The organism is Paenibacillus polysaccharolyticus (assembly GCF_900102085.1).
In the GTDB taxonomy this organism is placed as follows: domain Bacteria; phylum Bacillota; class Bacilli; order Paenibacillales; family Paenibacillaceae; genus Paenibacillus; species Paenibacillus polysaccharolyticus.
Map to the genome: position 1 here is coordinate 151182 of NZ_FMVM01000004.1, position 13754 is coordinate 164935.

13 protein-coding genes are annotated in these 13754 nt (G+C 45.0%); 12 read left to right on the forward strand and 1 reads right to left on the reverse strand.

The genetic code is table 11. From position 1 onward, the window contains the following. The first annotated feature begins 366 nt into the window (after positions 1–366). The gene (locus tag BLQ13_RS07190; protein WP_090917583.1) at positions 367–1656 is read left to right on the forward strand and encodes a galactokinase; all 1290 of its coding nucleotides are present in this window, start codon (positions 367–369) and stop codon (positions 1654–1656) included. Positions 1657–1849: 193 nt separating this feature from the next. Here the strand turns inward: BLQ13_RS07190 and BLQ13_RS07195 are convergent, their stop codons facing one another. Then, positions 1850–3103: an MFS transporter gene (locus BLQ13_RS07195; protein ID WP_167375665.1), complete on the reverse strand. Its 1254-nt coding sequence runs from the start codon at positions 3101–3103 to the stop codon at positions 1850–1852. A gap of 438 nt (positions 3104–3541) precedes the next feature. Between BLQ13_RS07195 and BLQ13_RS07200 the strand changes: the two genes are divergently transcribed. From BLQ13_RS07200 to BLQ13_RS07250, 11 genes are all read left to right on the forward strand, one after another. Further along, positions 3542–3988 (forward strand): tellurite resistance TerB family protein, encoded by a 447-nt coding sequence (locus tag BLQ13_RS07200; protein WP_090917587.1) that lies wholly within the window; start codon positions 3542–3544, stop codon positions 3986–3988. A gap of 39 nt (positions 3989–4027) precedes the next feature. Then, the gene (locus BLQ13_RS07205) at positions 4028–4621 is read left to right on the forward strand and encodes a TerD family protein (RefSeq protein ID WP_090917589.1); all 594 of its coding nucleotides are present in this window, start codon (positions 4028–4030) and stop codon (positions 4619–4621) included. A gap of 63 nt (positions 4622–4684) precedes the next feature. Next, complete coding sequence (locus BLQ13_RS07210) at positions 4685–5260, forward strand: TerD family protein (RefSeq protein ID WP_090917591.1); 576 nt, start codon at positions 4685–4687, stop codon at positions 5258–5260. A 111-nt stretch (positions 5261–5371) separates the two neighbouring features. Continuing rightward, positions 5372–5953: a TerD family protein gene (locus BLQ13_RS07215; RefSeq protein ID WP_090917594.1), complete on the forward strand. Its 582-nt coding sequence runs from the start codon at positions 5372–5374 to the stop codon at positions 5951–5953. Between the two features lie 22 nt (positions 5954–5975). After that, on the forward strand, positions 5976–7226 hold the full coding sequence (locus BLQ13_RS07220; RefSeq protein WP_090917597.1) for a TerD family protein: 1251 nt from the start codon (positions 5976–5978) through the stop codon (positions 7224–7226). A gap of 29 nt (positions 7227–7255) precedes the next feature. Beyond that, positions 7256–7990 (forward strand): TerC family protein, encoded by a 735-nt coding sequence (locus tag BLQ13_RS07225; protein WP_090917599.1) that lies wholly within the window; start codon positions 7256–7258, stop codon positions 7988–7990. A 188-nt stretch (positions 7991–8178) separates the two neighbouring features. Beyond that, positions 8179–9333 (forward strand): HpcH/HpaI aldolase/citrate lyase family protein, encoded by a 1155-nt coding sequence (locus BLQ13_RS07230; protein WP_090917900.1) that lies wholly within the window; start codon positions 8179–8181, stop codon positions 9331–9333. Then, complete coding sequence (locus tag BLQ13_RS07235; RefSeq protein WP_090917600.1) at positions 9269–10669, forward strand: phosphoribosyltransferase family protein; 1401 nt, start codon at positions 9269–9271, stop codon at positions 10667–10669. The genes BLQ13_RS07230 and BLQ13_RS07235 overlap by 65 nt, the downstream gene beginning before the upstream one ends. Before the next feature lie 11 nt (positions 10670–10680). Beyond that, a complete protein-coding gene (locus BLQ13_RS07240; protein ID WP_090917604.1) occupies positions 10681–11832 on the forward strand; it encodes a cysteine protease StiP family protein in 1152 nt (383 codons plus the stop codon). After that, complete coding sequence (locus BLQ13_RS07245; RefSeq protein WP_090917606.1) at positions 11829–12656, forward strand: HAD family hydrolase; 828 nt, start codon at positions 11829–11831, stop codon at positions 12654–12656. Before BLQ13_RS07240 ends, BLQ13_RS07245 begins: the two co-directional genes overlap by 4 nt. Beyond that, positions 12653–13693 carry an ATP-grasp domain-containing protein gene (locus tag BLQ13_RS07250; protein ID WP_090917608.1) on the forward strand — a complete coding sequence of 347 codons (1041 nt, stop codon included), beginning with the start codon at positions 12653–12655 and terminating at the stop codon, positions 13691–13693. Before BLQ13_RS07245 ends, BLQ13_RS07250 begins: the two co-directional genes overlap by 4 nt. The last annotated feature ends 61 nt before the right edge of the window (positions 13694–13754 follow it).

Genomic DNA, 13754 nt, shown 5'->3' on the forward strand with positions numbered 1-13754 from the left:
TCTTCTTTATTACCAGGCAGAGTCCACCATACGATATAACACAACGAAACAGCCTAAATCATTTCGGCCCATAGATTACTCACGTAAATTACTGTAATCCGTATGTATATAACCACAGCTTTTTAACGAAAATATGGAAGGAAATGCACCAGCAAGATTCATATTCCATAATCTCGTTCAATTTAGGGGTTACGTATTTTTTCAAATGGACACATGTTTCAAAAAACGCTTCCAAAATTTCAATTCTGCCCTACCTTTTCGGCTCAGAAGCTGAGATAATGGGGATGGCTAATCCGATGAAGGATTTTAGACGACATAAGGGATAGCGGTTACATACCGCTTGCATATGAAATGGGAGGAATAGAGATGACCACACAGGTAACAGAACTCATTCAATCAAAACAGGGACAGGCTTTGCTTGCGGAAATGTACGGACCACAGCATGTAGAGGAGCAGGGTGCCCGTTACGAGAAGCTGGACGCTTCGTTCCGTGAGCATTTCGGTGAGCAGGAGAAAATGCATCTATTCAGTTCCCCGGGTCGCAGTGAGATCGGCGGTAATCATACGGACCATAACCATGGTAAAGTGCTCGCGGGAAGCATTACGCTGGACACGATTGCCGTGGCTGTGCCGACAGGCGATAACGTAATTACGTTCTACTCCGAGGGATACGACAAAAAGTATGTCATCAACCTTGCGGACTTGAAACCTAATGTGGAAGATGACGGTACTACCGGATTGATTCGTGGTATGGCAGCTGGCTTTGTAGAGCTTGGATTCAACATTGGTGGATTCAAAGCGGATATCTCCAGTAACGTATTTGCGGCTTCGGGTGTCAGTTCTTCTGCATCCTTCGAAATGTTGATCTGTACGATCCTGAACCATTTCTATAACGATGGCAAGCTGGATGTCGTGACAATGGCAAAAATCGGACAATATGCGGAAAATCATTACTGGAACAAACCGTCCGGCCTACTGGATCAGATGGCCTGTGCATATGGCGGTTTGATCTCGATTGATTTTGCTAATCCGGCTGAACCTGTGATTGAGCCTGTGGAGTGGAATTTCCAAGAGAACGGATATTCCCTGGTCATCGTGAATACAGGTGGCAACCATGCTGACCTGACAGAAGATTATGCATCTGTACCTAACGAGATGAAAGCCGTTGCGAAAGCACTTGGCGCTGAATACGTGCGTGAAATTTCAGAAGAAGATATTTATGCCAAATTGCCTGCAATTCGTGAAGCAGCCGGAGACCGTGCGGTGTTACGTGCATTGCACTTCCTGGCTGAGAACAAACGTGTGGATGGACAGGTATCCGCTTTGCGTGAAGGACGTTTTGCTGACTTCTTGTCACTGATCACTGCATCGGGTAACTCTTCATGGAAATGGTTGCAGAACGTGTATCAAGGCGGGGCTTCCCGTGAACAAGAGATCTCTGTGGCACTCGCCTTGACCGAGAACTACCTGAGCAACCTTGGCGATGGCGCATGTCGTGTGCATGGTGGTGGATTCGCAGGTGTTATTCTGGCGATTGTTCCAAACGAGAAGGCAGAAGAGTATATGAACTGGATGCGCGGTATGCTGGATACACCAGTCATTGTCGTTAACGTGCGTCAGCATGGTTCGATCTGCTTGAATGCAGAACTGAATTAATCCGGCTTGATTATAGCTATATAAAGACAGAATGAATTCAAAAGCGGACTCGGGTAGGATATTCCTTCCAAGTCCGCTTTTTTGTTTTAACATGGAGATCCAACGATAGCCTCATGCTGAAACGATAGTTAAGATTGTCACTGTTTTTAAAGCAGACGAATCAACGATATGTGTATATTGACGATTGCTACTGTCACTGCTCAGCTACATTTCGCATTTTGGAAGCAAACAGGAAGCAGGCCAGGATGTAAACGACGCTAAGTAACAGATAAGGCAATTGCAGTGAGAACAGACGGTCGAAAAAGGTTTCGCTCACGCGAACGAGCAATCCGCCCAGCAAGGTGCCGATGGCGCTTATGCCAAACGACAGAAAACGGAACACACTGCCTACACGTCCGAGCAGTTCATTTGGAACGGAGCGTTGCAGGATCGACGAACGGATCACGTTGTAGACAACAATGAAGAAGGCTGCGCAGAAGTATAGACCACCGACCACATACGCATTGGACGTTAGACCAACAGCTCCATAGAGTAGCCCCATCGACAGGATGGAGAGCAGAATGAGTTGCTTGGAACTCCAGCGTTTCCGCATATAAGCCACAGCCTGACTCCCCAGAATACTGCCGATGGTTGCAATGGAAATCAGAATACCGAAGGCATACGCTTCCAGCTGTAATACTTCACGTACAAAGAAAATCTGAGTGACCAGAATCATCGAGAACATTAGCGTAATCGTTACCGACAAGATGGCCAGGCCGCGAAGAAAGCGGTCTTGAAACACATACTGAATGCCGGACCACATCTCGCGTTTCCAATTTTTCATCGGGCGAGTTTCCTTCTCCGCCTGTTCCTGAACTTGGGATTCTTTTGATTTCGCGGGATGAAAGCTGCCGCGCAGACCACTAATAAGTAACAACGAGAGTATAGCCGTCACGGTGTCAATGGCAAAAGGGTAGACGATATGCATCGTAATAATGAATCCGCCAAGCGCTACGCCCAGAATATCACTGGTGATCAGTTGCCCGGCAGTAAATTGGCCGTTGGCTTTTTCCAGTTTTTTCTCCTCTACAACCTGAGGAATGATCGTCTGCACGGTGCTGTCAAAGACAACGCGGCTTAGACCAATCCCGAACATAAACAAGGCAAGCAGAGGTATGCTGATCCAGCCTCCCCAGATACAGATCGTCAGGAACAATAGAAATATCATCCGGGTAAAGCTGGCTCCAACCAGCATATGTTTGCGTGAATATCGGTCGATCAATACGCCAACCGGCAGGCTAAAAATCAGCCAAGGTAATCGCAGGGCAGTCATCGTAATGGATGCATATAACGTATCCGTTGTTAGGGTGGAGACAAGCCAGGGGACGGCAGCGAGCGTTAATCCATCTCCTAGAAACGTAAGGGAAAAGGCACCGAACAGCTTGGAGTAGTTTGATTTTGATTTCATATATTCCTCCGTTCGTAGATATGGGACTGGTATGTAGCGTGTAGATCGGATTGTCATGTAATAGATTAAATTAAAGATTTTCTCTAGTACTAATTTATGTTATTTGGTATAAATCTGCAAATTTTGGAGATTATATGATTCCTGTTTTCTTCAAAAGATATTGTTCATATGTGCATTTATTGTCGAAATATGATGTCGAATATTGTAATAAATTGTAGATGAAATGAATAAATTACGAATTATATTAGAAAAAAGTATGAAGTGGTATAAAAGATTGGTTTTTGTTTTTTATTGTAGAAAATTGGCACAGAAAAGAGTATAGTTGAGGAAGAATTTAACTGTTGATTTCTGACATTTAGGTTGTAAACAGTATACTGGAATTTTACAGTGTATTGACCAGAATAAATGCATTTATTATGAAGTTAACGGAGGGTACATATGAGTGCTTTTAAGAATTGGCTCAATTCAACCAAGCAAGGGTTAGAGGATCAAGTCAAGCGATTTAAGAACAAAGATTTCATGGATGCTGTAGTAGCTGGTTGTGCCCTGGTTGCTTTTGCAGATGGGTCCGTTGATGCCTCAGAGAAGAACAAGATGGCGGGTTACATTAACCTGAGTCAGGAATTGAAGGTTTTTGATATGACAACTGTGATTGAAAGATTCAATCATTATGTGAATAATTTCGAATTTTCCCCTGAGATCGGGAAGCAGGAAGCTTTGAAGGCGATTGCCAAGTTCAAGTCCAAACCTGAAGTAGGGCGTGTCATTGTAGGTGTATGCAGTGCTATTGGTGCTGCTGATGGTAACTTTGATGATCAAGAGCGCAGAGTAGTAGCGGAAATTTGTACTGTTCTGGGCCTGAATCCAGGTGAGTTTAGTCTCTAGTATCTGTTTGATAGGGAAGTTGAAAGGAGGTGAATATTAGTGGCCGGTATTAACTTGGTAAAGGGACAGAAAATTGATTTAACCAAAGGTAAAGCTGGATTAACCCATGTGATCGCCGGTTTGGGTTGGGACCCTGTAGCCTCGAAAGGGTTTTTCGGGAGAAAAAAACAAGCCAATATCGATTGTGATGCTTCAGCTTTGCTATTAGGTGAAAATGGAAAGTTAACCAAAGAAACAAATCTGGTTTGTTTTCATAACAAACAGAGTTTATGTAGATCTGTCGTTCACTCCGGAGATAATTTGACGGGCGAAGGTGAAGGGGACGATGAGCAAATCAAAATTAACCTCTCCGTCGTACCTGCTGATGTTCATAAAATTCTGATCGTCGTGAACATATATGATTGTGTTAATCGTAAACAGGATTTTGGAATGATTGAACGTGCTTATATTCGTATCCTGGATGGTAGCAATTCGCAAGAATTGGTTCGTTTTAACCTCTCCGATAGTTATGCGGGTATGACAGCCCTCATCTGTGGAGAACTGTACCGACATGGTGGCGAATGGAAATTCTCAGCTATTGGTGAAGGTGCTCATGCTGTACATATCGATGAGCTTGCTCGTCGTTATACGTAAAAATGAGGATTACCTGAAATGAATTCAGCAACTAAAATTATAGTGAGCGGAGATGAATCTTGAATGGCTATTAATCTGTCTAAAGGTCAAAAGATTGACTTAACAAAAACAAACCCGGGACTGGCTAAAATCACTGTAGGTTTGGGTTGGGATACGAACAAATATGACGGCGGCAAAGATTTTGACCTCGATGTCTCCGTATTCTGCGCTAACGCTGACGGTAAAGTAAACGGGGAGAAAAACTTTATTTTCTTCAATAATCCGCAAAATGAGAACGGTTCTGTCGTGCATACAGGGGACAACCGCACTGGAGAAGGCGATGGCGATGATGAGCAAGTGAAAATCGATCTGCCTAACGTTCCGGCTGATGTTGAGAAAATTGCATTTACCATTACGATCTATGAAGCGCAGGAGCGCAGCCAAAACTTTGGACAAGTATCACGCGCTTACGTACGCATTGTAAACGAAGCGAATTCCGAAGAATTGATCCGTTTTGACTTGGGCGAAGATTTCTCTATTGAGACAGGTGTTGTCGTTGGAGAGTTGTACCGTCATAGCGGCGAGTGGAAATTCAGCGCAATCGGTAGTGGTTACCAAGACGGTCTGGTTGGACTGACTCGGGATTATGGCTTGCAATAGAACTTTTTAATCAAGCTGTGCATGTATAGCAATACCGGAAAGCCGTCGATCTGACGGTTTTCCTTTTCATTACATTAAAATCTTTTGCTGAAAAGAAGGGCGGACGAATAGATGACGATTAGCTTGGCTAAAGGACAGCGGATTGACCTTACGAAAACAAACCCTGGTCTGACTAAAGTTGTAGTGGGCCTGGGATGGGATACCAACAAATATAGTGGCGGAGTCGATTTCGACTTGGATGCTTCCGCTTTCCTGCTTCATGAGGATGGCAAAGCCAAAGGAACAGATGATTTTGTCTTTTATAACAATCCAACAGGCGGCGCAGGATCATTGACTCACACAGGAGATAACCGGACAGGTGAGGGAGAGGGCGATGATGAGCAGATCATCGTAGATTTCAGCAAGGTCCCTGCAAACATCACGAGAATCGGCATTACAGTAACGATCTACGATTATGAAGCACGCGCACAAAATTTTGGTCAGGTATCCAACGCTTTTGTTCGTGTTGTCGATGCTTCTAGTGACCGTGAAGTTTTACGTTATGACCTGGGCGAAGACTTCTCTACCGAGACGGCTGTTGTGTTCTGCGAATTTTATCGTTCCGGTGCAGACTGGAAGTTCCAGGCGATCGGCAGTGGTTTTGCAGGCGGGCTCGCCGCGTTATGCCAGAATTATGGACTAGACGCGAATTAAGAGAAGGATAGGTGAATCTGTTATGGCTGTAACAGTCGTCAAAGGGCAAAAAACGGACCTCACTAAAACGAATCCCGGGCTTACCCGGCTGACGGTAGGCATTGGCTGGGATTCTTCTCCTGCGCTTGAACTAGACACATCTGCTTTTCTTCTTGGTGCTAGCGGAAAGGTATCGGGTGATGAAGATTTTATCTTCTATAACCAGCCCACAGGCGGTTTTATTACCTACAAAGACACACCGCAGCAATCAGATAAAAAGCAGTTCGATATCGATCTGAGCCAAATTCCTGCCCGTATTGAAAAGATTGCGTTCAGTCTGACGATCTATGAAGGGGAGTCCAAAAACCAGAGTTTTAGCCAGGTTCAGAACACTTATATTCGTTTTGGTCATGCGAATAGCGGACAGGAAGCGTTGCGGTATGATTTAGCGAGTGGTTTTACCGTGGAAACGGCGATCGTTATTGGCGAGTTATACCGACATAACGGAGAATGGAAATTCAACGCTGTAGGGGCTGGTTTTTCCGGTGGACTGGATGCACTATGCAGTAACTTTGGCGTGAGTGTGGAGAACGACACGACTTCTTCACAGCCCGTCCCTCCAGTGCCTCAGCCACCTGCGCCTAAACCTCCTGCTCCACCAGTTCCACCGCCTCAACCCAAGATTGAGTTGAACCTGAGCAAGATTGAGCTGAAGAAAAAGGGCGATACCATCAATCTGAAGAAAAATGCAGGTGGACTTGGTGAGATTCTAATTAATCTGAACTGGAATCAACAGACGAGCAAGGGATTGTTCGGGCGAAACAAGAGCGTGGATCTGGATCTGGATCTGGGTTGCCTTTTCGAAATGAAGGATGGCAGCAAAGGAGTAATCCAGGCGTTAGGTGAATCGTTTGGTTCTTTGAATCGGTACCCTTATATTGCTTTGGATGGGGATGACCGGACAGGTTCAGTGAAAACGGGAGAGAATCTGCGTATTAATGGTGCACGTATTTCCGAGATCAAACGACTCCTCGTATTCACCTACATTTATGAAGGGGTTACGAACTGGTCGCAAGCGGACGGTGTCGTTACCATTAACCAGAAGGACGGCCCGGATATTATCGTGCGAATGAATGAATATGGAAGTTCCTTAGGGATGTGCGGAATCGCTATGTTCAGCAACGTGAATGATGAAACATTTAGTATTGAGAGGATCGTTCAGTTTTATAATGGACACCGCGCTCTGGATGAAGCCCATGGATGGGGTATGCGCTGGACTGCCGGCAGTAAATAACAATTTGAGTTAGCGGAGGCTCTCTGTTCATGTTTAGTGATTTCTTTAGAAGTATTAGTGAAAATTACGGTCATTTTTTCTCTTGGACCGAGATTGTGGCTACTCTCTCCGACCCCGTAAGTTGGGGAATCATCGGCAGTTTGATCTTGCTGGAAGGTCTTTTGTCCGCAGATAACGCGCTGGTGCTTGCCGTAATGGTTAAACACCTACCTAAGGAGCAACAGAAACGGGCATTGTTCTATGGTATTTTAGGTGCATATATTTTCAGGTTTATTGCGATTGGGCTCGGAACATTCCTTGTCAAGATTACCTTGATCAAGGTACTTGGAGCGTTATACCTCCTCTACATTGCTTACAAGGGACTATTCAAGTCTCAGGAAGAGGAGAATCAGGAAGGAAAGCAATACTCGTTCTGGAAAACCGTACTTATGGTCGAACTGATGGACATTGCTTTCAGTATCGATAGTGTTATTGCTGCATTTGGTATCAGTGAGCAGATTTGGGTGTTGTTCCTCGGAGGTATTATCGGGGTACTCATGATGCGTGGAGTTGCACAAGTGTTCCTCAAACTCATTGACAAATTTCCTGAATTGGAAAAAGCGGCATTTATTCTTATTGCGATCATTTCTGTAAAAATGATGTTGAGTGCTTTTGGCTTCCATATCCCTAACGTACTCTTCTTCTCGTTACTGATTGTTGTATTTGTTGGAGCTATGCTGATAAGTTCCGCAAGAAAGAAAAAAGAAAATCAAGGTCAGGCTTAGTTTTAAAAATCGCCACACCTACTACCAATCCCTCCGCATCTTGGAGGGATTGGTTTTTATACCCCCGACAGCATTCATTTTATGATGCAGAACTGACTTCAAGTCAGAAGTGCAAGGAGGAGAATAACCTGAAATATTTTAGTTTTTTGAATGCAGAGGAAGAAGAAGCTTTGTTTTTTTCTTCGCCCATATCGTTTAGTCATCGAACCTCCAAAGAAATACTGGCATACGCTGTTGGGGCTGCTTTGTACATGCCGGCCACACGTCCGCATATCGCGGACGATATTTTACAACGTAAACATGAAGGACTTACAACCATCGTTATTGATCTGGAAGATGCGGTAGGCGACGAGCAAGTCGAATTTGCGGAACAATGTTTGTCTCAGCAACTTGGACTTATCGCGGATTACATGGAGGCAGGGGAATTAAACACCAATGACATGCCTTTATTATTCATCCGGATGAGATCCCCTGAACAGTTGGAACACCTTATCGAAATGTTGGGAGAACGAATCTCGTTATTAACAGGTGTTGTACTGCCGAAGTTTAGCTGTGAGAATGGACGCGCTTATTTGCAGCTTGTTCACCAGTATAATCAGCAGAAAGATCGCTCACATCCACTCTTATATGCGATGCCCATTTTGGAGACGGCGGAGGTCATATACCGTGAGACACGTTGGCAGACATTAATTGATCTGAAACAGATTGTGGATGAATATGCACCATACGTGCTGAATATCCGAATTGGAGCTACAGATTTCTCAAGCCTGTTCGGACTGAGAAGAAGCCCGGAGCTTACGATTTACGACATTGCAACGATACGTGATTGCATCGCTGATATTGTCAATTTATTCGGGCGTGCAGATCAGGGATATGTGATATCCGGGCCGGTATGGGAGTATTTTAGCCAGCGTGAACGTGTATTCAAACCCCAATTAAGACAGACGCCATTCGAGGAATCCCTGGGCAAGACAGGTCGGAACCTCAGAATGAAATATATTACGAATTCCATGGACGGGCTCATGCGTGAAGTGATGATGGATAAGGAGAACGGCATCGTAGGTAAAACGATCATCCATCCGACACAGATCAAGCCTGTTCAGGCGATGTATGTGGTTACGCATGAGGAATTCATGGACGCACAGGGAATTATCGCTCGAAATGATGGGAGCCTGGGTGTTTTTAAAAGCACGTATACCAATAAAATGAACGAAATTAAACCGCATTTAAGCTGGGCTAAACGAATCTTGATCCGATCACAAATATATGGGGTGTTACATGAACAGCAGCATTTTGTCGGGCTCCTGCCCAAACACGAACAAACTTACGTTTCCTATTCTTGATCAGTTTGAAGTCACCGTCGAGGCTACACATAATCCGCTTGCAATCCCATTGGAAAATCTGTTCTCCATGGCGGCACGCCTGAATAAAAAGAGATCTTTTCTCTTTGTTAGCAAGCTGCTGGGCAAGCATATTGCCGTCAATCCATATACCTCACTTCTAAGCGGCGCTGCTCTGGCCGTTCTATTGTATGAGGATGTAACGCACGGAGAGGACAAGCGTACTATAGAGTGGAAGCAACAAATGGTCCGTGGACTAATCGATCCAGAACAGGCCCGTGAGGTTTATGAATATCTAATGGGTGTGCAGATGAGTTTGCCTGAAGAGGTTCGCTTTGTTGGTTTTGCCGAGACGGCCACAGCTTTGGGACACAGCATGTACGAGCTATTTGCTAACCGTGCAACGTACATTCATTCTACGAGAGAATACCTTCCCGAGATTGAGCCGGATATCCAGTTCGAGGAGGAGCATTCCCATGCCATGTCTCATCGCTGTTATGCAGTGGACTCTGCCTCCCTTGCTGAGGGTGGGCCGCTAGTCCTCGTGGATGATGAGATTACAACAGGCAACACCACGTTAAACATCATTCGGGATATTCAGCGTAATTATCCGCGTAAACATTATTATATTGCGTCATTACTGGATTGGCGTACGGATGCAGATGAGCAAAAATTTTCTTCATTAGAAGATGAACTTGGAATAACCATCACCCCGATCTCTTTGTTAAAAGGAAAAATTCAGGTCACGGGTGAGCCAGCCATTGATATCTCGGGGGAAAAGAAAATCCCTGAATCCACATCTCTGATAAGTGTTATATCTGTAGCAGGTGAACTGGAGCCTTGGGCTATGGTGTCCGCAGATTCCGAGGGGAATCGCTGTTCACTGCCCTACCTGAAATATTCAGGACGATTCGGCATTCATTCTGGCCTTAATCCAATGCTGAGTGCAGGCATCACAAGGATTGCATCCATTTTACGTGAAAAAAGAAAAGGACAACGAACCCTTGTCATGGGAACGGGGGAGTTTATGCATATCCCGATGCGGATTGCAGCTGAGATGGGCGACGGTGTTCTCTATCAGTCTACAACTCGAAGTCCGATCTATACGGTCAATCGTCCGGGATATGCTGTTGTTGCAGGTGAAGGATATGCTTCTCCAGAAGATCCGGCTGTCCGAAATTATATTTACAATATATTGCCTGGGCAATATGATGAGATCTTTGTTTTGATGGAAAGACATATGCCAGAGGAACGCATGCGGCCTATGCTTGATGTGTTGTTACAACTCGGATGTAAGCAAATACATGTGGTGTACTGCGGTGCTCCACAGGAAGGCTGAGAAGACAAGCGATGAACTTACCTGCTATGGAAAGCATAATCAAGAAACAGATTAAACCTCCTGAACCCATGGGGAGTTATGACCCGTCCGATGTTATATTTTTGTTGAAGGATCTAAGTAACATTTCATTAGAAAAAGAGACCGGAGAACGTGAACATGCCATTCAGTCGGGCGTGCATTATTCAGAGATGCTGCCTGTCGAGTATCACCCTTCGGATGAATATATTGAGCTATTTCACGAGACTTTAGCACAATCCGCGGAAAAAGTAGCTAGAGCTGCCGCAACGGTAGCGGAGATTATTGTACGCAAGCGGGGATTGAACACCGTTATTGTCTCGCTGGCTCGTGCAGGAACGCCCATTGGCATTCTGGTGAAACGTTATATTTCCATGAAATATAATGTGGACTTGCCTCATTACAGCATTTCGATTATCCGTGGCAAAGGAATAGATGAGAATGCCATTTTATATATTTGGCAACAGCATGGGGTTGATATGCCAATCCAATTCATCGATGGCTGGACAGGCAAAGGAGCCATTCGCAAGGTGCTGGTCGATGCCTGCGACAGCCTGGATCAACGTTATGGTATTCGGTTGAATGATAATCTGGCCGTACTCGCTGACCCCGGTCATTGCTCAGATACCTATGGCACCCGAGAAGATTATTTGATTCCAAGTGCCTGTCTCAACTCGACTGTATCGGGTTTGATGAGTCGGACTGTGCTACGGGATGATCTTATTGGACCGAATGACTTCCATGGAGCCAAATGGTACAAGGAATGGGCTTCTTCTGATCTGTCGACGATGTATGTAGACAAGATTTCAGAATATTTTACCAAAGTTGAAACGGAGGCCTCGCTTCAAGCAGAGGATGCACTAGCCGATCCTCCAGAAGTCACATGGCAGGGAATGAAGGATATTCAATCCATTCAACAGGCATTTGATATCCAGGATGTAAATCTGATCAAGCCAGGGATTGGAGAGACGACGCGGGTACTGCTACGCCGTGTGCCTTGGAAAATACTGATTGACCGTCCGAACAATCCTAACCTGAAACATATCATGCTACTTGCTCAAGATCGTGGAGTTCCCGTTGAGGTATTCCCTGGGCTAAGTTACTCATGTTGTGGCATTATTCGATCTGTAAAGGAGGGCGGCGAATGATCTATGCAAGTGATTTGGATCAGACACTGGTCTATTCTCGCCGTTCTATGGGCGTTGGTGAGGATGCGCCCGGGTTGGTTCCTGCAGAATGGATTCGTGGTGAGTTGTCTGCCTTTATGTCAGCCGAGACGTTGAATCAACTGATGACACTCCCCAAAGATATCCTGTTCATTCCAGTAACGACACGGACAGTGGCACAGTATCAGCGGATACAGATCTTTCAGCAAGAGGTTATTCCGTCCTATGCGATAACTAGCAACGGTGGCAACATTCTGATGAATGGCAAGGTTGATCCCTCTTGGAACGAACATGTTCGTTCCAAGCTTCAAGAGCATTCAGCAACGGCTGCCGAGGTGCGCCAGATATTTGACGATGTACTGAACAAGGAATGGGTTGTAGGAGAGCGACTATGTGATGAGTTGTTTTTCGCTTTTGTCATCCATCGTGATCTCATGCCAGTAGAAGAAGTTACAGAGAAGATTAAGCGTGTGGAATCCCTGGGCTGGGAGGCTTCCATACAAGGCCGTAAGTTATATCTGGTTCCCTCGGCGGTGAATAAACGAGCTGCGGTAGAACATATTCGCCATCAGATTGGCGATGTACCCGTTGTTGCGTCCGGTGATTCTTTACTGGATCGTTGTCTGCTCGATTTTGCAGATTATGCGATTGCTCCACGGCATGGAGAGTTATACCGCGAGAAACAGCGGAATCCTGAAACGGTTCACTACCAGTTCACCGAACAATCCGGTATTTTTGCCGCAGACGAGATATTGAAATATGTTCGCTCTATACACCACGCTGCGATAGGAGATGTTGTCTCATGACCAAGACTCGTATATATTTTAACCGCTGGTTTTCGGTGGCATATCACTATATGAATATGATTCGGAACAACGAAGATGGGATGCAGTTCGAAATCTATGGCACACATTCTGATCCGAACAACATGGTGCTTCAGGCATGTGATCATGCAGAGCTGGAGCCGAAGGTGACAGGAAAAGAGTATATCGATTTCTGTGTTGATTTTTGCCGCAGACATCAGATTGATCTATTTATCCCACGTCTGCACATGCTGGATATCAGTCGGAATATACATCTCTTTGAAGAGGTAGGAACCAAGGTTTTGGTTTGCAGAGATACAGAATTGATGGAAAAGTTGATGGAGAAGCATCACTTCTACGAATCTGTTCGTGAACTTGGAATCATGAGCATTCCCGATTATTATACCGTCAGTAATGCCTCTCAGTTCAAACATGCTTATGAAGCACTCACTAGCGCGGGACATGAAGTATGCTTCAAACCATGTAACGGTGAAGGCGGAATGGGATTCAGGGTGATTGACAATAGTCGTAATCCGCTGGAAGAACTGTCTGGACATACGCAGAATCGCATATCATTTGAAGACGCATTTCGAGCCTTTTCCTCTGTAGAATCTTTTCCGAATCTTATGGTTATGGAGAGACTTCAGGGATATGAGTACAGTATCGATTGTCTGGCTGACAGTGAAGGGAATCTGCTGGCAGCTGTGCCTCGCCGCAAAGCAGGTGGACGATTAAGAAAACTTGAGGAAAATGCAGACCTGTTGAACATTGCGAGTGAGGTGGCTAGCGCATATCGCATTCCATATAACTTTAATATTCAGATGAAGTATCAGAATGAAACGCCCAAACTGCTAGAGATTAATCCAAGGATGTCCGGAGGGCTACATGTGTCTTGTCTTTCAGGAATCAATTTCCCTTATCTGGCTGTAAAACTGGCTTTGGGTTATGAGGTTGGACTGCTACACCCGCAGTATGGAATATTAGGTAGTCATGTGGAGCAGCCACTCATTATGGATGAGCAGAAGGTTAGGAATCATTAAAGAACGGTTTCCAAACATTGACACCTTCTGACTAATTTTTTTACAATACGATTATATAGAT

Coding starts and splice junctions, on each gene's coding strand:
- BLQ13_RS07190 (WP_090917583.1), top strand. CDS start 367: ATGACCACACAGGTAACAGAACTCATTCAATCAAAACAGGGACAGGCT.
- BLQ13_RS07195 (WP_167375665.1), bottom strand. CDS start 3,103: ATGAAATCAAAATCAAACTACTCCAAGCTGTTCGGTGCCTTTTCCCTT.
- BLQ13_RS07200 (WP_090917587.1), top strand. CDS start 3,542: ATGAGTGCTTTTAAGAATTGGCTCAATTCAACCAAGCAAGGGTTAGAG.
- BLQ13_RS07210 (WP_090917591.1), top strand. CDS start 4,685: ATGGCTATTAATCTGTCTAAAGGTCAAAAGATTGACTTAACAAAAACA.
- BLQ13_RS07215 (WP_090917594.1), top strand. CDS start 5,372: ATGACGATTAGCTTGGCTAAAGGACAGCGGATTGACCTTACGAAAACA.
- BLQ13_RS07220 (WP_090917597.1), top strand. CDS start 5,976: ATGGCTGTAACAGTCGTCAAAGGGCAAAAAACGGACCTCACTAAAACG.
- BLQ13_RS07225 (WP_090917599.1), top strand. CDS start 7,256: ATGTTTAGTGATTTCTTTAGAAGTATTAGTGAAAATTACGGTCATTTT.
- BLQ13_RS07235 (WP_090917600.1), top strand. CDS start 9,269: ATGAACAGCAGCATTTTGTCGGGCTCCTGCCCAAACACGAACAAACTT.
- BLQ13_RS07240 (WP_090917604.1), top strand. CDS start 10,681: ATGAACTTACCTGCTATGGAAAGCATAATCAAGAAACAGATTAAACCT.
- BLQ13_RS07245 (WP_090917606.1), top strand. CDS start 11,829: ATGATCTATGCAAGTGATTTGGATCAGACACTGGTCTATTCTCGCCGT.
- BLQ13_RS07250 (WP_090917608.1), top strand. CDS start 12,653: ATGACCAAGACTCGTATATATTTTAACCGCTGGTTTTCGGTGGCATAT.